We start from the raw sequence: 20,619 nt of genomic DNA on the forward strand, positions 1-20,619 counted from the left end.
AGGAGTGAATCAACGATGATAAAAGGATACGATGCGATAAACTGGAATAATATTGAAGATATGATCGATAAATTAACTTGGGAAAAGCTTGTTGAACAGTTTTGGACAGACACAAGAATTCCTTTATCAAATGATTTAGGTGATTGGGCACGTCTGCCACAAATTGAAAAAGAAATGCTAGCTAAAGTGTTAGGTGGTTTAACCCTTTTAGATACTTTGCAATCGCAAGATGGACTAGAAGCGTTTAAAGAGTCGATTCGAACTCAACATGAGGAAGCAGTTTACAATAATATCCAATTTATGGAGTCTATGCACGCTAAAAGCTACAGTGCTATTTTTAGTACATTAAACTCTAAATCAGAGATAGAAGATCTTTTTCAATGGATTAATACTGATGAATTATTACAAGAAAAAACAAAAATTATAAATGGAATCTATAAAAACGGGACAGCTTTGCAAAGAAAAGTAGCAAGTGTCATGCTAGAATCTTTCTTGTTTTACTCAGGATTTTTTGCGCCTCTTCACTATCTGGGTAACAATAAGATGCATAACGTAGCAGAAATCATAAAATTAATTTTACGTGATGAATCTGTTCACGGGACTTATATTGGGTACAAGTTTCAAATTGGTTACAATCAATTAGATAATCAAGAGCAAGAAGAATTAAAAAACTGGACATATGAGCTATTATTCCAGTTGTACCAGAATGAAGTGAAATATGCAGAAGATTTATATGATGAAATCGGGTGGACAGAGCGTGTAAAGGTATTTTTACGTTACAATGCCAATAAAGCTCTACAAAACTTAGGTTTTGACCCTTTATTTCCCGATACAGCTAATGATGTTGATCCGGTAATCATGAACGGCATTTCTACTGGTACGTCTAATCATGATTTCTTTTCACAAGTAGGAAATGGCTATTTAGTGGGAATGGTTGAATCGATGGAAAATGGTGACTACGAAAGATGGTCAATATAATAGTTAAATAAAAAATAAAGCGATTGAGACAATCTGTCTCAATTGCTTTATTTTTTTGAAAATGGATAAGATTATCATTCAAAGGATATAATTTTAAATCTTATGAGATTTAAGGTACAATAAAATCAATATAAAGAGAAAAAAGAGTGTACTCTTATTTTCACGCTAGGAGTTAAAACAGAAAAATTAAAGTAGTGATAACTTTATTTGATTTCTAAGACCAAAGATCCACTTGAGCCGATTCAACCAGGTGAAAGGAGAGGAATATTATGAAAAAGTTAATGGTAATAGTAGGTATTGTATTGATTATGAGTGGTTGCAGTTCTTCGATAGAAAATAATCTAGGTTCCTTAAATAATTCTAAACCCTCTCCTATCCAACCAAAAAGCTCCGCTAAAGCTAATTCTTCTATAGTACAATCAAATTTGTCAGATTCTGATAATCAAAAGGATTTTTTTACCATAAATGGAGTTGAAGCGATAGATAACTCTGAAAATAAAAATTCTGATACGTTGAATAGAGCTGCTAGTGATATCATTTTAGTGCCACAAAAAGCAGACTTAGAAAATGGCTTTACAGTAGAAAATGATCCCGTGTTACAAGGAATTGAAGAAAGAATGAATCAAGCAGAAAAAATAGGTCTCCCTAACGATGTTGCGATACATTTTACTGGTATGGTCCTAAACGAAACGGATAAAATGCAAGCAATTTTTATACTAGTCAACTTAACAGATGTGAGAATGAAGAATATAAATATGACTATAAGCTTTAGCAATACTATGAATGACGTTATTCTAGATGAAAGCCCTTTTTTTCTCTCTGAAGATAGATTTGGAGTATTTGAATTGAATACTGCAATGCCTATCTATATTGAAATACCAGAAGAATCAAAAACCATTTTTAATAATTTAAAGGATTTTGATGAGATGCGATACTCAATTGACTCATTTGATTATGAGGAAATTAACTAGATAATTTATTTTTAAGAGATAGGGTTTAAAAAAGTTAAGGAACTTTTTTAACTAGAGTTTGTGTAATTGACTCATTATTTAGTTGAAAGTCAGTATAATTTAATTAGTATTATTTTACAGGAGGAATAATAAAACAAAGAGAGGGTTATTATTTCTGATTCTTTTAAAAAATGGATTAAAAACCGTATTTAATTGAGAAATCAAAGATGGATTATTCGTTTATTTCATTTTGATGAGAAATATGGTATAATTGAAAAGTAATTGATTAAAGAGATGGGTAACGTTCTTCAAGAACAAGAGAAATGAGGGAATTTAAGTGGGAGACAAAATAACCAAAGAAATTCAATCGTTAGTTGAGGTTGAGTTACGCAAGGGAGCTAGTAAATCAAGAATTGCGACTCTTTTAGGCGTACCATATGATGAGGCAAATGAAATTATAGATGAGATTAAGGCTTCATTTAGACCAGATTTAGGCGATAAAATTATTTTCTTATTCAGAGATGAAAAAATGGCTGGTACTATTATAAAATTATTAAATAATAGTGCTGTTGTTGAAATTTATTGGGAAAAATCATCTGAGAAGATGAAAGATATCATGGAGTCTAAAACAATTGTCAATTTTAAAGATATTGTTGAGTTTATTCATACTTAAGAATAAATAAAGTGAATTTAGTTGTGCTAAAAGAGTTGAGACAGAATTTGTCTTAACTCTTTTTTTATTACTTGAGATAGTATTATTATAAAAAAATTCGTTTAGTGTAAAAAAACTGTCGTATCAAGTAATAAAAAAGGTTTATGTGATGGATTTCATCATATTTTTTTATAAAAAAGATAATTTTTATAAAAAACTTTCTTTTTTTTCTTGACAGTTTCCTTTTTTAATAATATAGTTTGATAGTCAAATAGTTTGATGTTCAAAGTAATATATTAGTTAGTAAAATAAAGGAACGGAGGAGCTGGTGTGGACAAAGTATTGGAGCATGAAATAAATGCTTACTTAATTACAATATTTAATGAAATTATAATGATTGAAGAAAATGCTCTTCAAGGGAGCACATTTAAAGATGTATCTATCAAAGAAATGCATACAATTGAAGCTATCGGGATGGATCACATCAATACAACGTCAGAAGTCGCAAAGAAATTAGCTATCACTGCAGGAACATTGACTGTTTCAGTTAACAATCTTGTTAAAAAGGGTTATGCTGAACGGATTAGAAGTGAAAAAGACCGTAGAGTTGTTAGGTTAGGGCTGACGAACAAGGGTCGGTTACTTTATCGAGTACATGATAAGTTTCATCGCAACATGGTTAATGAAACGGTTATGGGAATGAAAGAAGAAGAAGCTGCAATATTGATTAAAGGTTTAAGAAATCTGCATAGTTTTTTGGACGAAATAAAAAATAACCTATAAGAACAGAGTTGAACTGAATGCAAGCAAAAATTATTAATACTGGAAGTTATGTTCCAAAAAAAATAGTTTCCAACAAAGATTTAGAAACTATTATGGATACGAGTGATGAATGGATTAAAACGAGAACAGGAATTGAAAATCGGCGCATAAGTGAAACTGAGAACACATCAGTTTTATGTGGAAAGGCAGCTCTAGATATTTTAGGGAAATCAACTATCACGGCTGATAAAGTTGATTTAATTATTGTTGCAACAATGTCTCCTGATTATTTAAGCCCTTCAACGGCTTGTTTAGTACAAGATTACATCGGAGCAAGTAAAAGTATGGCTTTTGATGTGAGTGCAGCTTGTTCAGGTTTCATCTATGCGTTGTCTGTTGCTGAAAAGATGCTGAGCAGTGGTAAATTCCATTATGCTTTAGTCTTGGGTGGCGAAGTGATGTCTAAAATTGTAGACTGGGATGATCGTGGTACGGCTGTTTTATTTGGAGATGGTGCTGGTGGTGTATTGCTAGAAAGCACATCATCGCAAGGTAGTTTTATAGCAGAGGATATTCATTCTGACGGTAGTCGGGGCTTAGCTTTAACAACTGGTGCATTGCCTGTTTCTAATCCATACAGCCAAAATGAAAAAAAATCGTCAGATATCCACTTAAAAATGGAAGGTAGAGCAATATTTGATTTTGCAATACGCAGCGTACCAAATAGTATCAAAGCGGTTGTTGAAACTGCAGGAATTGATTTATCAGATATCGAACGGATAGTACCACATCAAGCCAATTCTCGTATCATTCAAGCGATTGCTAAAAAATTAAAACGACCGTTTGAACAATTTGCTTTAAATATTTCTGATTATGGCAATACATCCGCAGCAAGTATTCCAATATTATTAGACGAACTTGTTTCATCTGGTGATTTGGTTCTGGGAACAGGTAAAAAAATTATATTAACTGGATTTGGTGGAGGACTCACTTGGGGTTCAATACTTATCCGAATTTAACAAAAAGAAATAAGTAGTTGGCTTAAACTATAAAATTAAGCAAAAAAAATTATATTATATGGAGGAAACCAAAATGACATTCGAAAAAATTCAAGCAATTATCGTGGACCAATTAGACAAAGAGGAAGAAGAAGTACAATTAACAACTAATTTCCGTGAGGACTTAGAAGCAGATAGTTTAGATTTATTCCAAATTATTAATGATATTGAAGATGAATTTGATATCAAAATTGAATCAGAAGAAGGTTTAAACACTGTTCAAGATATCGTAACATTTGTAGAAGTTGAATTAGCTAAAAAATAAGTAGAAACAATAAGAAAGTAGGAATCCTGTATGCAAGCTGAATTAATTGAAAAACTTGGTATTAAATATCCTATTATCCAAGGTGCAATGTCTTGGGTTGCAGACCCAAGTCTAGTAAGTGCAGTATCAAATGCAGGTGGATTAGGTGTTTTAGCTTGTGGACATGCTGATGTAGAAACTGTTCGTGGATTAATCGCTGAAACCAAAAGATTAACAGATAAACCTTTTGGTATAAATGTATTGCTTCTTTCACCTCACGTAGATGGAGTTGTAAAATTGGTCTGCGAAGAGAAGATAAGAGTTGTTACCACAGGTGCGGGTAGTCCAGGAAGATATATGGAACAATTCAAAGCTGCTGGTACTGTTGTTATCCCCGTAGTAGCTTCTGTTGCTTTAGCTAGAAGAATGCAACAAGAAGGTGCAGATGCTGTTATCTGTGAAGGAATGGAAGCAGGCGGTCATATTGGCAAAACAACGACTATGAATCTTGTTCCCCAAGTGGTTGATCAAGTCTCTATACCAGTTATTGCAGCTGGTGGTATTGCAGATGGACGTGGAGTAGCAGCTGTTATGGCCTTAGGTGCTTCTGCGGCTCAGTTAGGTACAAGATTTGTTGTTGCTTATGAGTGCAATGCTCATAGAAACTTTAAAGATTTTATCTTAAAAGCAAAAGATATTGATACCGTCGTAACTGGATTAATTACAGGACATCCAGTAAGAGTATTGCGCAATAAATTAACAAGAGAGTATTTAAAAGTGGAAAAATCAATCACAAGTGATGAAAATCCAGATCTTTCTCTTCTAGAAGAACTAGGAAAAGGTGCTTTGAAAAGGGCAGTAGTAGATGGCGATAAAATTAATGGTTCATTTATGTCTGGACAAAGTGCTGGGCTAGTCAAAAAAGAGCAAAGCTGTGAGGAAATTATTCATGAATTAATGGATGAATACAAAGTGGTTGTAGAAAAACAAGCGGGCCTATTAGGTCTTTTAAATAAGTGATGCTTCACTAATGAAAATATCAGAAAGCTGAAAGAAGTTCCTATTGGCTTCCAAGGGTTTCTGGTATTTTTTTAAATGGAAGAATAGCTAAATAATAAGCGTAATAGTTAGGAGTCATACAAATGAAGATTGCTTTTGTATACAGTGGTCAAGGTGCCCAATATTCAGGAATGGGCCAAGATCTTTATGAGGAGTATGAAGTAGTTAGAAATGTATTTGATGAAGCTAGTACAGCCTTACATATGGATGTAGCGGCTCTTTGTTTTGAAGAAAACGACTTACTCAATAAAACAACCTATACACAACCAGCTATCTTGACTCTTAGTTTAGCAATAGATGCTTTATTAAGAGAAAAAGGGATAGTGCCAGAAATAGTGGCGGGTCTTAGTCTTGGAGAGTACAGTGCTTTTGTCAAAGCTGAGGTATTAGATTTCCAAACAGCAGTCAAACTAGTTAAAAAAAGAGGACAGTATATGACAGAAGCTGTTCCAGAAGGTCTAGGCGCTATGAGTGCGGTAATGGGATTAGATCGTGCTAGTGTAATCGAGGCCTGTGAGGAAGCGAGCAACTTGGGAGTCGTCTCCCCAGCTAACTATAATATGCCTGGTCAAATTGCTATTGCTGGTCTAAAAGAGGCAGTTGAAAAAGCTGGAGAACTTTTATTGGAAAAAGGTGCTAAACGAGTTGTTCCGCTGAAAGTGAGTGGACCATTTCACACTTCTTTACTTACTCCGGCAGCAGAACAATTAGCGAAAGAAATTGAACAGATAACAATCAGCGAACCAACACTAACGATAATTAGCAATACAACGGCTAAAGAATTTTCATCTAAAGAAGAAATTGCCGAAATCATGGTCAAGCAAGTGATGTCTCCAGTTTATTGGGAAGATAGCGTTAGAAAAATGATTGATTTAGGTGTAGATACGTTTATTGAAGTTGGTCCAGGTAAAACATTGAGTAGTTTTATTAAAAAAATTGATAAATCTGTACTGACTATGAATGTAGAAAATAAAAAAACTCTAGAAAAAACACTAACTAAATTAGCAACACGATAAAATGACTGGAATTGTTCAAAGCAGTGCAGTCATTATCTTTTAAAAAAGGAATGAGTACATGACGACAGAAAATAAAACAGTTATTGTCACTGGTAGTTCAAGAGGAATAGGTAAAGCAATTGCTTTAGCTTTTGCAAAAACAGGTGCGAACATTGTATTAAATGGACGCAATCCTATTCCTGCTGAATTAATTACAGAAATCGAATCTTATGGGGCAAAAGTTCATACTATTTTAGGAGACATGAGTGATTTTGATAAAGCAAAGCAATTGATTGACGAAACGAAAGAAGTTTTTGGTAGTGTTGATGTTTTGGTTAATAATGCAGGTATTACGAATGATAAGCTTTTAATGCGCATGTCTGAAGATGATTTTGATCAAACACTTTCAGTCAATTTAAAAGGAACATTCAATACGATTCGTCATGCAACTAAAGTTATGTTAAAACAACGAAGTGGTACGATTATCAATATGTCTAGTGTGGTTGGTTTAGTAGGAAACGTTGGTCAAGCCAACTATGCTGCCAGCAAAGCAGGTGTTATTGGGTTGACAAAATCAGCTGCTAGAGAATTAGCTGCTAGAGGAATCACAGTGAATGCTATTGCGCCAGGTTTTATTGAAACAGAAATGACAGATGTCCTATCAGATAAAATGAAAGAAGTAGCCGTTGGGCAAGTTCCATTAAAACGTTTTGGGAATGTCGATGATGTTGCTCGTGTAGCAGTATTCTTAAGTGAAAATAACTATATTACCGGTCAAGTAATCAATGTTGACGGTGGTATGGTAATGAATGGTTAGAAAAGGAGACGTTACAATGATAAATCGTGTAGTAATTACAGGAATGGGTGCAGTTACCCCTTTAGGCAATACCGTTGATGAATTTTGGAATGGGTTAAAAGAAGGTAAAAATGGTATTGGGCCAATTACAAAATTTGATGCAACTGAAACAGGAATAAGTGTTGCTGGCGAATTAAAAGATTTTGATCCAACAAATTATATGCCTCGTAAAATCGCTAAAAGAATGGATGAATTTTCCAAGTATGGTGTTGCTGCAGCTGTTCAGGCTGTTGAAATGAGTAGAATTGACACAGAAAAAACGGATATGGATCGTTTTGGAGTAATCGTAGGTTCTGGTATTGGTGGATTAAACGCTATGCAAGAACAAATTATAAAAATGCACGATAAAGGACCACAACGTGTGGCGCCACTTTTTGTTCCAATGGCAATAGGCAATATGGTTGCAGGGAATATTTCAATTGCAATTGGCACAAAAGGAATCAATACTTCGATTGTGACAGCTTGTGCATCAGGGAATAACTCTATAGGAGAAGCATATCGTAATATTAAACATGGCTATTCAGATGTTATTCTAGCTGGCGGAGCAGAAGGAACAGTTGATGAGATTGGTATTTCTGGTTTTGCTGCATTAACGGCACTTTCTACTAGTACAGATCCAGATCGTGCTTCTATTCCATTTGACAAAGAACGTTCTGGTTTTGTAATGGGTGAAGGAGCAGGAGTTATTATGCTTGAAAGCTTAGAACATGCCCTAGAAAGAAAGGCAACCATTTACGGTGAAATTGTAGGATATGGTTCGACTGGAGATGGGTATCATATGACTGCACCAACACCTGATGGTAGTGGAGCTGGAAAAGCCATGATAAATGCTATGGAAGAAGCGGGTATTACACCAGAAACTGTTGGTTATATCAATGCTCACGGAACAAGTACGCCAGCAAACGATTCTGCTGAGACAATGGCAATTAAATATGCCTTTGGTGAAGAATTAGCTAAAAAAGTCGCTATTTCAAGTACTAAAAGTATGACAGGACACTTACTAGGCGCTGCTGGTGCAATTGAAGCAATTGCATGTATTAAAGCACTTCAAGACGGTTTCTTGCCTCCAACAATCGGTTTGAAAGTTCAAGATGAAGCATGTGAGTTAGACTATATACCAGGAGTAGGTAGAAAAACTGAAACGAAGTATGCTTTGAATAACTCATTAGGATTCGGTGGCCATAATGCGGTCACTTGTTTCAAAAAATGGGAGGGTCAATAATGGATTTCAATCAAGTTAAAGAATTACTTGCATTGGTTAATCAATCTGATCTAACAGAATTTGATTTACAAATGGATAATGTTGCAGTGCGAATGAGTAAAAACACACATTCTTTACAAAGTGCTCAACAGACAACTAATACCCGTTCAAATGAAGCTCCTTCTAGTGTAAAAGATACGCCTGCTAAACCAGAGATGATTCTTGATAAAAATGAGACAGTTACAGCTATTGAATCTGAAATAGAACAAGTAAAAGAAGGAAATATGATTCTATCGCCTTTGGTAGGTGTAACGTACATGTCTTCTGGTCCAGATCAACCTGTCTTTAAGAAGGTCGGCGATTCCGTTATAGTTGGGGACGTTCTTTGTATTGTTGAAGCGATGAAATTAATGAACGAAATAAAAAGCGAAGTTGAAGGAACAATTGCAGAAATTTACGTAGAAGATGAGCAGGTTGTTGAATACAATCAGCCACTTTTCAGAATTATATAGGAGGAATATAAAACATGACTAAAATGAATATTGCAGAAATCCAGGCTTTAATTCCAAATCGTTACCCAATTTACTTTATCGATCGCGTTGATGAAATGATACCAGGAGAGCACGTTACGGCTTTAAAAAACGTAACCATTAATGAAGAAGTTTTTCAAGGACACTTCCCAGGAGAGCCTGTTTTACCTGGCGTTTATATTTTAGAGGCATTAGCACAAGCGGGTTCTATCCCATTGTTAACATTAGATCGTTTTAAAGGCCAAACAGCTTATTTGGGTGGAATGAATAAAGTGAAATTCCGCAAAAAAGTTGTTCCTGGTGATCAATTAATGCTAGTTGTAGATATTATTAAATTAAAAGAGTATGCAGGTATCGGTAAAGGCGTAGCATACGTTGATGGAAAAAAAGTTTGTGAAGTTGAACTAACTTTCATTATTGGAAGATAAATAGATGTTTAAAAAAGTATTAATAGCGAACCGTGGAGAAATAGCCGTTCGAATCATTAGAGCTTGCCGTGAACTCGGTATTCAAACAGTAGCTGTTTATTCAGAGGCTGACCGTGATGCCTTGCATATGCAATTAGCCGATGAGGCGATTTGTATTGGACCAGCAAAAGCGACTGACTCTTATCTCAACATGCAAAGCATCCTAAGTGCTGCAGATGTAACCAATTCTCAGGCTATTCATCCTGGTTTTGGTTTCTTATCAGAAAACAGTACTTTTGCTACGATGTGTCAAGAAATGAATGTTGTTTTTATTGGACCAGATTCTGAAACCATTGAACAAATGGGAAACAAGTCTAATGCAAGAGACTTAATGATTCAAGCAGGCGTGCCTGTTATTCCTGGAAGTGATGGCTTTATCACCGATACTGAAAAAGCTAAAGAACTTGCAGATAAATTAGGTTATCCAGTTATGTTAAAAGCTGCTGCCGGTGGTGGTGGAAAAGGAATTAGAAAAGTCTATAAAAGTGAAGAACTAAATGCTGCTTTTAATAGTGCTAAGAGTGAAGCAAAAGCTGCTTTTGGAGACGACCGTATGTATATGGAAAAAATAATTGAACATGCACGTCACATTGAAGTTCAATTGTTAGCCGATCATTATGGAAATGTTATTCATTTAGGTGAAAGAGATTGTTCTCTACAGCGCAATAATCAAAAAGTTATTGAAGAGTCTCCTTCTGTTGCTATAAGCGAAAAGCAACGCAAGGAATTAGGTGATATAGCTGTTCGCGCTGCAAAATTTGTAGGCTATAAAAATGCTGGAACAATTGAATTCTTATTAGATCAATCTGGTCATTTTTACTTCATGGAAATGAATACACGAATACAAGTAGAACACCCTGTTACCGAAATGGCGACCGAAATTGATATTGTTAAAGAACAATTAACCATCGCTAGTGGACATAAACTGACAATTGAGCAAAAAGATGTTAGAATTACAGGCCATACGATTGAGTGTCGAATTAACGCGGAAAATCCAGCATTTAACTTTGCGCCTTCACCAGGTAAAATTACTTATTTAATGATGCCAAGCGGTGGAAATGGTTTAAGAGTAGAAAGCGCAATGTTTGCAGGTTATGTTATTCCTCCTTATTACGATGCGATGGTTGCAAAAATTATTACTAAAGGTGCTGATCGCGCAGAAGCTATCGCAAAAATGAAGCGCGCTTTAGGTGAGTTAGTTATTGAAGGAATTATTAGCAATAAATTCTTTCAAGAAGATTTATTGGCAGATGAACGTTTTGTCAACGGCTCTTATGATACTAGCTTTTTACAGGATACCTTTCTTAAGGAATGGAAACCACGTGTTGAATAAGAAGCATCAAGTGTAAAAAGAGGTGAGAAAGTGAAACTGTTTAAAAAAAGAGCGTTTATCCCCATTACTAAGAGTTCACGATTAGAAGACGAGAAAGATGCTGCAAAGGTTCCAGAAGGAATGTTTACACAATGCCCAAATTGTAAAAAATCCATTTATGGGAAAGATTTAGGGTCTGAAAAAATTTGTCCAGAATGTGGCTATACTTTTAGAATAGACGCTAATAAACGAATTGAATTAACGGTAGATGAAGGAACTTTTGAAGAATGGAATGTAGATATTGCTTTTAAAAATCCTCTTGATTTTCCAAATTACGAAGAAAAAATATCTAACGTACAATCTAAAACTAATCTACATGAAGCAGTTGTAACCGGCAAAGCCTTTATTGAAGGTATCCCAACAGCAATTTGTGTGATGGACTCTCATTTCATTATGGGTAGTATGGGCAGTGTTGTAGGAGAAAAAATCACAAGAACACTTGAACGTGCTACAAAAGAGAAATTGCCTATCGTTATTTTTACGGCTTCAGGTGGTGCTCGCATGCAAGAGGGGATTTTATCTTTAATGCAGATGGCTAAAATCAGTGCGGCAGTAGCGCGACATAGTAAAGAAGGCTTATTGTATATTACCGTTTTAACAGATCCAACAACTGGTGGTGTAACAGCAAGTTTTGCTATGCAAGGCGATATTATCCTATCGGAGCCAAGAGCATTAGTCGGTTTTGCGGGGAGAAGAGTCATAGAGCAAACAATCAAAGAAACTTTGCCAGATGACTTTCAATTAGCAGAATCAGTCTTAAAAAATGGCTTTATTGATAAAATTGTTCCTAGAGTAGACCTAAAAGAAACGTTAGGACTTCTTTTGAAACTTCATCAATAAATTAACTATCTAAAAAAAGAATTTGTATAGAAGAAGGTGAAATAAGTGAGTGAAGCAAGTGAAATTGTTGTTCTATCTAGAAAAACCTCTCGATTGACAGCTTTAGAAATCTTTGAAGAAATTTTTGAGAATTTTATAGAGTTTCATGGAGATCGTTCATTCCGCGATGATAAGGCTATTGTAGGTGGGATAGCTACTTTAAACGGACAACCGGTTACCGTGATTGGAAATCAAAAAGGCCATGAATTAACAGAAAACATTGAACGCAATTTTGGCTCCCCACATCCTGAAGGATATCGAAAAGCTTTGCGCTTGATGAAACAAGCTGAGAAATTTCATAGACCAATTATAACGTTCATTAATACGTCAGGTGCTTATTGTGGTGTTCAAGCAGAAGAACGTGGTCAAGGGGAAGCAATCGCTCGAAACCTCATGGAGATGAGTCAGTTGAAGGTTCCTATTATTTCTCTTATTGTTGGAGAAGGTGGAAGCGGTGGAGCTCTTGCATTAGCGATGGGAAATCAAGTTTGGATGATGGAACATACAATGTATTCTATTCTTTCACCAGAAGGATTTTCTTCTATCTTATGGAAAGATGCTTCAAGAGCTGGCGAAGCTGCTGAGATAATGAAATTAACAGCTGCAGATTTGTTAGGATTGGATATTATTGATCAAATTATTCCGGAAACAGCTCAAGATAGGTTGTTGGATAATGATACAATTTTAAAAAATTTGAAAGAGAAATTAATTGGAGCACTAAATGAATTAACACCTAAATCATCTAGTGAGTTAATCGAAGAAAGATACCAAAGATTTCGAAAATATTAAAAAACACACAACTGATTTAACTTCTTGACTTTACCGTGAATTTGGATAAAGTTTATTAGGTTGATAAAGTTGTGTTTTTTATTGTATACATAAAAATAATTAGACTGGTCAGTGTGTTACACTAACTGAAGAAGCTATAAAAAAGATTGGGTGAACAATATGGGTGAAAAGATTGAATTTCCTAAAAACTATGAAACATATTTAAAAAAAGCGATTGATTCTTTCGATTCAGGTAACATGAAGGAAGCGATTATTTTTTTTGAAAAAGCTTATGCTATTAAGCAGGAGCTAAGGATACATTCGTTTTATGTTACAGCTCTTTATGAAAATGGAGAATATAAAAAAGCAAAAATTGTTGCAGACAAAGAAATAGATTATTATGAGAGTGAAGATAATTTGATTCTATTTTATGTCACCATTTTAATTAAAGGACATTTTTTTATTCAAGCAGAAAAAATAGTGAAAGAAAAGTTAGCTCAAACGAACGATAGCGACTTAAAATGGCATTCTCAATTTGAAAGAATCGAAAAAGAAAAAGAGCAAGTAAGAATACAAAACGAAAAAAAATATGAATCACTAATAAGAAATATTTTTTCAATGGGAAATCAATCGTTTGAAAAACAAGCCTGTACACTTAAAGAGGCAAAAGAGTTACCTTTGCCACAATTTATAAAAGCGGCCAGTAGCTTACTAAGTAACCCTTATGTTAACAGCATAGTGAAGACGACTACAATTGATTATTTAATAGATAGAAAAGTAAAAGATGAGATGGTTCTAGAGTGGTTCGGTGAACGGCGGATAATTAAGCTAATGGAGATACTTCCTATAGTGAAAACTAAAGCTGTTCAAGAAATAGAACGTATTTTAAAAGAAACGATCGAAAATAATGATCCCATCTTATTTGAAGCGATTAGTCAAGAAGCAAACTTACATTTTATGATTTTGTATCCTTTTATTGATGAAGTAATTAAATCACCAAACGACTGGGTAACTTTATATCTGAAAAGATACAATCAATTGCATGAAGGAAGCAGAGATGAGAAAGAATCTTTAGAGCAGAAAAAAATAAAAAAATGGATGTATCGATTGAATGAACAAATACAAACGTGGATTTAGTTAAAAATATAGAGTAAAGGACAGTCTTTAGCCTGTTTGTATTTACAAAAATAAAGGTATAGTGTAAGATTAAGGAGTATGCAATTTTGAAAAGAATTGCCAAATAATAGACTGTTTCGGAGGGAAATATAAATGACTGCAAATTGGGAAAAAAAAGGTACTAACGATGGTGTATTAACGTTTGAAATTTCAGAAGAAAAAATTAAAGAAGGCATGAATACGGCCTTTAATAAAGTAAAAGGAACGTTAAGCGTACCTGGTTTCCGTAAAGGAAAAGTAACACGTCAAGTATTTAATAAAATGTATGGCGAAGCTTCTCTTTATGAAGATGCTTTAAATGCTGTCTTACCAGAACAATATGAAGCAGCTCTTGTAGAAGCTGGTATTGATCCAGTTGACCAACCTAAAATTGATGTTAAATCAATGGAAGCTGGACAACCTTGGGTTATCGAAGCAATTGTTACTGTAAAACCAGAAGTTAAATTAGGTGAGTACAAAGGTTTAACTGTTGAGAAACAAGATCGCGAAGTTACGGATACTGACGTAGATGCTGATTTAGAAGCAAAGCGTGAACAACAAGCTGAACTTGTTTTAAAAGAAGCTGCAGCAGCTGAAGGCGATACTGTTGTAATTGACTTTGACGGATACAAAGATGGAGTTGCATTTGACGGTGGAAAAGGTGAGAATCATTCATTAGAAATCGGTTCAAACTCATTTATCCCAGGTTTTGAAGAACAATTAATTGGGACTAAAGCTAATGATGAATTAGAAGTAACCGTTACTTTCCCTGAAGATTATCATGAAGAAGATTTAAAGGGTGCTGAGGCAGTCTTTAAAGTAATCGTACATGAAGTGAAAGCAAAAGAATTACCTGCATTAGATGACGAATTCGCTAAAGATGTAGATGAAGATGTTGAAACATTAGTTGAATTGAAAGAAAAAACTATGAAAAAATTAGTTGAAGCAAAAAACGCTGCAGCAGATGAAGCTGTAGAAGAAGCAGCTATTCGTCAAGCAGTTGACAATGCTACAATTGAAGAAATACCAGGTTCAATGATACATGACGAAGTTCACCGTCAAATGGATACATTCCTAAATGACATGAAACGTCAAGGTGTTTCACCTGAAATGTATTACCAAATTACAGGAACAACAGAACAAGATTTACACAAACAAATGGAAAGCGATGCTGAATTAAGAACACGCACAAACTTAGTTCTTGAAGCAATCGTTGAAGCAGAAGCATTTGCTCCATCTGAAGAAGAAGTAGAAGCTGAAATTAAAGAATTAGCTGGACAATATGGAATGGAAGAAAAAGCTGTCCGTGCTGCTTTGACTCCAGATATGCTAAAACATGATATATCTATGAAAAAAGCTATCGACTTAATTACTTCTACATCTGTAGAAAAATAAATAAGTAACAATCATTTTTGTCGAAAAATTGAAGGAAAGAACTTCAAAGGGTAAGTGACTTTTGAAGTTCTTTTCTTTATTATCAGGTTATACTCAAATCAAAGTTAGTTTTATGGAAAAAAAAAAAGGGTTATGCTATGATTATGAGTGTCTAAAATGAGTTTATGAATAATGCAGCAAAACTAAATGGTTAAAATAAGTATGAATGAGAATAGAGGTGGACAAAATATATGTTTATTGATGAAGAAACAAAAGGTCCTATAAATTGTTCATTTTGCGGAAAATCACAGGATCAAGTAAAAAAAATAGTTGCCGGTCCAGGCGTTTATATTTGCAACGAGTGTATCGATTTATGTAAAGAAATCATTGATGAAGAATTTAGTGATGCAGGTTACGGAGAATTTTTAGAAGTTCCTAAGCCACAAGAAATTAGAGGGATTTTAAATGATTACGTTATTGGACAAGAACAAGCTAAGAAGTCTCTTTCAGTAGCGGTTTATAATCATTATAAACGAATCAATCAAATAGAATCACAAGATGATGATGTTGAATTGCAAAAAAGTAACATCTGCTTGATTGGGCCTACTGGTTCAGGAAAAACATTCCTAGCACAAAGTTTAGCACGTATTCTAGATGTCCCATTTGCTATTGCAGATGCAACTAGCCTTACCGAAGCGGGTTACGTTGGTGAAGATGTTGAGAATATCTTATTGAAATTAATGCAAGCTGCTGATTTTGATGTAGAACGTGCTCAAAAAGGAATTATCTATATTGATGAAATTGATAAGATTGCTCGTAAGGGAGAGAATGTCTCCATTACACGTGATGTTAGTGGAGAAGGAGTTCAACAGGCTCTCTTAAAGATATTAGAAGGTACAGTCGCTAATATACCCCCTCAAGGAGGAAGAAAGCATCCTAATCAAGAATTTATCCAATTAGATACAAGCAATATTTTATTTATTGTTGGTGGAGCTTTTGATGGCATTGAAACAATCGTTAAAAGTAGAATGGGAGAAAAAGTTATTGGTTTCGGTTCTTCTAAAAAAATGGTAAACAGTGACGAAAGTGTTATGCAAAAAATTATTCCTGAAGATTTACTGAAATTCGGCTTGATACCAGAGTTTATTGGAAGATTGCCAGTTATGGCTGCCTTAGAAAAGTTAACAGAAGATGATTTGGTTCATATTCTTACAAAACCTAAGAATGCATTAGAAAAACAATATAAAAAGTTATTATTGTTAGATAATGTAGAATTAGAATTTGAAGAAATAGCTCTTAGAGAAATTGCTAAAAAAGCTATTGAACGCAATACTGGTGCTCGTGGTTTACGTTCAATTATTGAGAACATTATGCTAGAAATTATGTTTGATTTGCCAAGCCGTCCTGAAATTTCAAAATGTGTTATAACGGATGAAACAGTTAATGGAAATGGACTCCCTGACTTCTATAATGAAAAAGGAGAAAAAATCGATTAAGTGTTTATAAAATAGTTCTTTGTTTTAACCTTCAAAAAGGCAACTTTTTGGAGGTTCTTTACTTTTTTAAATCAAGGATTTTTTAACTAATTTAAAAAATAAAAATAGAATAAAGTAAGTGCCATTCTTTTCTAGAAAAGAAAGGAATGTTATTGATGTCTATTTATGTTAAAATAATAAAAGAATTTAGTTAAGAGATGGAGATAAAAATATGAAAGTTAATAAAGCTGATATTGTAATCAGTGCTGTTTCACCTGCCCAATACCCAAGAACTGGTTTACCAGAAGTTGCTTTGGCAGGACGCTCAAATGTTGGGAAATCTTCTTTTATAAATACCTTAATCAATCGAAAAGGACTAGCCCGTACATCAAGTAAACCAGGAAAAACACAAACACTGAATTACTACATCATTGAAGATAAATTTTATTTCGTTGATGTCCCTGGATATGGATATGCAAAAGTTTCTAAAACAGAACGTGCTAAATGGGGAGAAATGTTAGAAACTTATTTCACTCAAAGAGAGCCTTTAAAGGTAACCCTATGTGTGATTGATTTTAGACATCCAGCTACAGTAGATGACAAGCAAATGTACCAATTTCTCAAACACTTTGGCATTCCTATAATCGTAGTAGCAACAAAAGCAGATAAAATACCTAGAAGTAAATGGAATAAGCACACAAAAATATCTAAAGAGTCTCTTGGCTTTGATCCAGAGGATGACTTTGTTTTATTCTCATCAGAAACTGGTGAAGGTAAAGATGAAGCATGGAGATTAATTGAAGGATACCTAGCTAAGAAAAAAAATAAAGATTAATTAGTTAAACTGTATTTTGGATAATTGAAAAAGGGGTTTTAAAAATGGAATTTAATGAATATCAAAAACTAGCAAGTCGCACTTTGTATGGAAATGAACAAGTATTGACTAATTGTGCATTAGGAGTGGCCAGTGAATCTGGGGAGTTAGTAGATTTGATTAAAAAATATACGTTCCATGGACATGATTTAGATAAAAAAGAATTAGTGAAAGAAATGGGAGACGTTCTTTGGTATTTATCTCAAATTGCAGAGTGGGCAGATATACCTTTTGAAACAGTTGCTATTCAAAATATTGAAAAATTAGCAAAGCGTTACCCAAATGGTTTTTCAGAAGAACAAAGTAGAAAAAGAATAGACTAAAATAAAACAACTCTCTTCGTATATCGAAGAGAGTTGTTTTATTTATTTTTTTTATCGGAATTTTCTTTATTTTTATCTACTTCCTTATCACTCTTTTCCTTTGTGTTAAATGATTCTTCAGGATCAAGAGCAAATTTTGAAAATAGTTCGTCAATACTTGTATCAGCTTTAAAAAATTGTCCCATTAAAGGATACCTCCTATTTTATAACTTAATTCAGTTTAACTCTATTGCTAGTAAAATGCTACTATTTCAGTTTACTAGTGAGTAAAAAAACGTTTCTATTGAATGATTAACTTAGTAATATAAAACGTTTTTATTCAATAATTAATGTATAAATAAGGAGAATTAGCGTAATTTAATGATTAAAACAAAATAATATTGTATAAATATTCTCTTTCTGTTAAACTACATAAGACTTTAAAATACAGGAGGAAACAATGATGAAAAAAAGAATACTAGCTATCATTTTTACTATTTTTTTAACAAGTATATTTTCGACCTCTTTACCTGTTTTAGCAGCAGATGAATCAGTAGAAAATATCAAGTCAAAAGGTACATTAGTTGTAGGAACAAGTGCAGATTTTCCGCCATACGAATTTCATGCAACAATTGATGGAAAAGATAATATTGTTGGTATGGATATTTCTATCGCAGAAAAAATTGCGGAGGATTTAGGTGTTGAGTTAGAGGTCCAAGATATTGGATTTGATAGTTTACTGCCAGCTTTGGAAGTTGGAAAAGTAGATATAATAGTAGCAGGGATGAGTGCAACAAATGAGAGATGAGAAAGTGTGGATTTTTCAGATGTTTATTACATAGGTGGACAAAATATTGTAGTCCGTCCTTCAGATAATGAAATCTATACATCTAAAGGAGATTTGAATGCTAAAAAGATTGGTGTACAAACAGGCTCAATTCAAGAATCACTAGCAAAAGATCAAATGCCAGAATCTTCTATTATGAGTTTATCCAAAATAACTGATTTAATTTTAGCTTTAAAAACAAATAAAATAGAAGCAATTATTATGGAAAAACCTAGTGCAATGGCATACGTAGCAAATGATAAAGATTTAGCTACATTTGATGGAGGTTTTATATTAGAAGAAGATGAACAGGGTGCAGCAGTGGCTGTAAAGAAAGGATCGAGTAATCTTGTTGGAGCAATCAATCAATCTATTTCAACAATAAACGAGAATAATTTAACTGAAGATTACCTTAAAGAAGCTGGACAATTATTAAAAGAAAGCCAAGGGTCACAAGAACAAACAAAAACAATGTTTAATTATTGGAGTTATTTTGCTAAAGGAACAGGTTATACAATCTTAATTTCTGTTGTTAGTGTATTTTTTGGAAGTATCTTAGGAATCATTTTATCTTTAATGAGAATGTCAGAAAGAAAAATCGTTCGTATTCCAGCAATTGCTTATGTAGAGTTTGTTAGAGGAACGCCGATGATGATTCAAATCATGTTCATTTACTTTGCAGTAGGCTATCTAATCAATATCCCAGCACTTGCTTCAGGTATTATAGCTGTCTCTTTAAATAGTGGAGCTTATATATGTGAAATTATTCGTTCAGGACTAAATTCTGTTGATAAGGGACAAACTGAAGCAGCAAGAAGTTTAGGTATGAGCAAACAGACTGCTATGCGCTATATTATTTTTCCACAAGCATTGAAAAATATTTGGCCAGCTTTGGGTAATGAATTTATTACTGTTATCAAGGAAAGTTCAATTGTGTCGATTATCGGAGTGAGTGACTTAATTTTCCAAACAAAGATTGTGACGTCACTTTCTTATAGAGGTATCGCTCCTTTAGCCGTTACTATGGTCATCTATTTTATGTTAACGTTTAGTTTAACTAAACTATTGAATTATTATGAAAGGAAGATGAATCATGATCAAATTTAAGCACTTAAAGAAGAGTTTTGGAAAAAATGAAGTATTAATTGATATTAGTGGAGAAGTTAAAAAAAATGAAGTAGTCGTTATTATTGGACCTTCGGGATCTGGTAAAAGCACCTTATTAAGGTGTTTGAATTTATTGGAAGTGCCTACTAGTGGTGAAATTATTTTTGAGCAAACTGTTTTAACACAACTGACTGAAAATAAAGTAAATAAGTTAAGAGAGAAAATGGGAATGGTTTTCCAGAGTTTTAACTTATTTCCTAATCTGTCTGTAATAGAGAATTTAAAAATTGCGCCCATTAAAGTTGTTGGACTAGATGAAAAAGAAGCCCAAAAACAGGCAGAAAAATTATTAGAACAAGTAGGTCTTTTGGATAAAGAACACTCATTCCCTGCCAGCTTATCAGGCGGGCAGCAACAACGAGTTGCTATTGCTAGATCCTTAGCAATGAATCCTAAAGTGATGCTTTTTGATGAACCAACATCTGCGTTAGATCCAGAAATGGTTGGAGAAGTTTTGAAGGTTATTCAAGATTTAGCTGAAACAGGTATGACAATGGTTATTGTTACCCATGAAATGGGCTTTGCTAAGGAAGTCGCAGATCGCGTTATTTTTATGGATGCCGGTTACATTGTTGAAGAAGGAACACCAGAGCAGCTGTTTGAGTGCCCTCAGCACCAACGAACAAAAAATTTCTTAGCTAAAGTTCTTTAATGAGTGATTAAAGTTAGTTCGTT

General features: G+C 34.0%; 22 protein-coding genes and 1 pseudogene. 22 read left to right on the plus strand and 1 reads right to left on the minus strand.

What is annotated here, in order from left to right; translation table 11 throughout:
- The first annotated feature begins 15 nt into the window (after nt 1-15).
- The 20 genes from nrdF (at nt 16) to ACMHYH_RS04760 (ending at nt 17,972) form a co-directional block, all read left to right on the plus strand.
- A complete protein-coding gene (gene nrdF, locus ACMHYH_RS04665) occupies nt 16-978 on the plus strand; it encodes a class 1b ribonucleoside-diphosphate reductase subunit beta (RefSeq protein ID WP_414840169.1) in 963 nt (320 codons plus the stop codon).
- A 269-nt stretch (nt 979-1,247) separates the two neighbouring features.
- Complete coding sequence (locus ACMHYH_RS04670) at nt 1,248-1,949, plus strand: hypothetical protein (protein WP_414840170.1); 702 nt, start codon at nt 1,248-1,250, stop codon at nt 1,947-1,949.
- 316 nt (nt 1,950-2,265) lie between these two features.
- Nucleotides 2,266-2,601 (plus strand): DUF2187 domain-containing protein, encoded by a 336-nt coding sequence (locus tag ACMHYH_RS04675; RefSeq protein ID WP_085560071.1) that lies wholly within the window; start codon nt 2,266-2,268, stop codon nt 2,599-2,601.
- A 372-nt stretch (nt 2,602-2,973) separates the two neighbouring features.
- Nucleotides 2,974-3,363: a MarR family winged helix-turn-helix transcriptional regulator gene (locus tag ACMHYH_RS04680; protein WP_414840348.1), complete on the plus strand. Its 390-nt coding sequence runs from the start codon at nt 2,974-2,976 to the stop codon at nt 3,361-3,363.
- Between the two features lie 17 nt (nt 3,364-3,380).
- On the plus strand, nt 3,381-4,361 hold the full coding sequence (locus ACMHYH_RS04685; RefSeq protein WP_414840171.1) for a beta-ketoacyl-ACP synthase III: 981 nt from the start codon (nt 3,381-3,383) through the stop codon (nt 4,359-4,361).
- A 73-nt stretch (nt 4,362-4,434) separates the two neighbouring features.
- Nucleotides 4,435-4,665: an acyl carrier protein gene (locus tag ACMHYH_RS04690; protein ID WP_414840172.1), complete on the plus strand. Its 231-nt coding sequence runs from the start codon at nt 4,435-4,437 to the stop codon at nt 4,663-4,665.
- 30 nt (nt 4,666-4,695) lie between these two features.
- Nucleotides 4,696-5,664: an enoyl-[acyl-carrier-protein] reductase FabK gene (gene fabK / locus ACMHYH_RS04695; protein WP_414840173.1), complete on the plus strand. Its 969-nt coding sequence runs from the start codon at nt 4,696-4,698 to the stop codon at nt 5,662-5,664.
- A 122-nt stretch (nt 5,665-5,786) separates the two neighbouring features.
- Nucleotides 5,787-6,719: an ACP S-malonyltransferase gene (fabD, locus tag ACMHYH_RS04700; RefSeq protein WP_414840174.1), complete on the plus strand. Its 933-nt coding sequence runs from the start codon at nt 5,787-5,789 to the stop codon at nt 6,717-6,719.
- A 58-nt stretch (nt 6,720-6,777) separates the two neighbouring features.
- Nucleotides 6,778-7,515: a 3-oxoacyl-[acyl-carrier-protein] reductase gene (fabG, locus tag ACMHYH_RS04705; protein WP_414840175.1), complete on the plus strand. Its 738-nt coding sequence runs from the start codon at nt 6,778-6,780 to the stop codon at nt 7,513-7,515.
- Nucleotides 7,516-7,534: 19 nt separating this feature from the next.
- Nucleotides 7,535-8,776 carry a beta-ketoacyl-ACP synthase II gene (gene fabF / locus ACMHYH_RS04710; RefSeq protein WP_414840349.1) on the plus strand — a complete coding sequence of 414 codons (1,242 nt, stop codon included), beginning with the start codon at nt 7,535-7,537 and terminating at the stop codon, nt 8,774-8,776.
- Nucleotides 8,776-9,267, plus strand: a complete 492-nt coding sequence (accB, locus tag ACMHYH_RS04715; protein ID WP_414840177.1) for an acetyl-CoA carboxylase biotin carboxyl carrier protein — start codon at nt 8,776-8,778, stop codon at nt 9,265-9,267. Before fabF ends, accB begins: the two co-directional genes overlap by 1 nt.
- A gap of 14 nt (nt 9,268-9,281) precedes the next feature.
- Nucleotides 9,282-9,713, plus strand: a complete 432-nt coding sequence (fabZ, locus tag ACMHYH_RS04720; RefSeq protein ID WP_085560062.1) for a 3-hydroxyacyl-ACP dehydratase FabZ — start codon at nt 9,282-9,284, stop codon at nt 9,711-9,713.
- Between the two features lie 4 nt (nt 9,714-9,717).
- On the plus strand, nt 9,718-11,085 hold the full coding sequence (locus tag ACMHYH_RS04725) for an acetyl-CoA carboxylase biotin carboxylase subunit (protein WP_414840178.1): 1,368 nt from the start codon (nt 9,718-9,720) through the stop codon (nt 11,083-11,085).
- A gap of 30 nt (nt 11,086-11,115) precedes the next feature.
- Nucleotides 11,116-11,964, plus strand: coding sequence for an acetyl-CoA carboxylase, carboxyltransferase subunit beta (gene accD / locus ACMHYH_RS04730; RefSeq protein WP_414840179.1), 849 nt, complete (start codon nt 11,116-11,118; stop codon nt 11,962-11,964).
- A gap of 45 nt (nt 11,965-12,009) precedes the next feature.
- Complete coding sequence (locus ACMHYH_RS04735; RefSeq protein ID WP_414840180.1) at nt 12,010-12,792, plus strand: acetyl-CoA carboxylase carboxyl transferase subunit alpha; 783 nt, start codon at nt 12,010-12,012, stop codon at nt 12,790-12,792.
- A 159-nt stretch (nt 12,793-12,951) separates the two neighbouring features.
- Complete coding sequence (locus tag ACMHYH_RS04740) at nt 12,952-13,908, plus strand: tetratricopeptide repeat protein (protein WP_414840181.1); 957 nt, start codon at nt 12,952-12,954, stop codon at nt 13,906-13,908.
- A gap of 132 nt (nt 13,909-14,040) precedes the next feature.
- Nucleotides 14,041-15,321: a trigger factor gene (tig, locus tag ACMHYH_RS04745; protein ID WP_414840182.1), complete on the plus strand. Its 1,281-nt coding sequence runs from the start codon at nt 14,041-14,043 to the stop codon at nt 15,319-15,321.
- Nucleotides 15,322-15,551: 230 nt separating this feature from the next.
- Nucleotides 15,552-16,796, plus strand: a complete 1,245-nt coding sequence (gene clpX / locus ACMHYH_RS04750) for an ATP-dependent protease ATP-binding subunit ClpX (protein WP_414840183.1) — start codon at nt 15,552-15,554, stop codon at nt 16,794-16,796.
- Nucleotides 16,797-17,007: 211 nt separating this feature from the next.
- Complete coding sequence (gene yihA, locus ACMHYH_RS04755; RefSeq protein WP_414840184.1) at nt 17,008-17,610, plus strand: ribosome biogenesis GTP-binding protein YihA/YsxC; 603 nt, start codon at nt 17,008-17,010, stop codon at nt 17,608-17,610.
- Between the two features lie 44 nt (nt 17,611-17,654).
- Nucleotides 17,655-17,972: a nucleoside triphosphate pyrophosphohydrolase family protein gene (locus tag ACMHYH_RS04760; RefSeq protein ID WP_414840185.1), complete on the plus strand. Its 318-nt coding sequence runs from the start codon at nt 17,655-17,657 to the stop codon at nt 17,970-17,972.
- Nucleotides 17,973-18,010: 38 nt separating this feature from the next.
- Here the strand turns inward: ACMHYH_RS04760 and ACMHYH_RS04765 are convergent, their stop codons facing one another.
- A complete protein-coding gene (locus ACMHYH_RS04765) occupies nt 18,011-18,157 on the minus strand; it encodes a hypothetical protein (RefSeq protein WP_414840186.1) in 147 nt (48 codons plus the stop codon).
- A 254-nt stretch (nt 18,158-18,411) separates the two neighbouring features.
- Between ACMHYH_RS04765 and ACMHYH_RS04770 the strand changes: the two are divergent.
- Nucleotides 18,412-19,884 (plus strand): annotated as a pseudogene (locus ACMHYH_RS04770) (ABC transporter substrate-binding protein/permease).
- A complete protein-coding gene (locus ACMHYH_RS04775) occupies nt 19,871-20,596 on the plus strand; it encodes an amino acid ABC transporter ATP-binding protein (RefSeq protein WP_414840187.1) in 726 nt (241 codons plus the stop codon). Before ACMHYH_RS04770 ends, ACMHYH_RS04775 begins: the two are co-directional and overlap by 14 nt.
- Nucleotides 20,597-20,619: the final 23 nt, after the last annotated feature.

The organism is Carnobacterium sp. TMP28, assembly GCF_047553015.1.
In the GTDB taxonomy this organism is placed as follows: Bacteria; Bacillota; Bacilli; order Lactobacillales; family Carnobacteriaceae; genus Carnobacterium_A.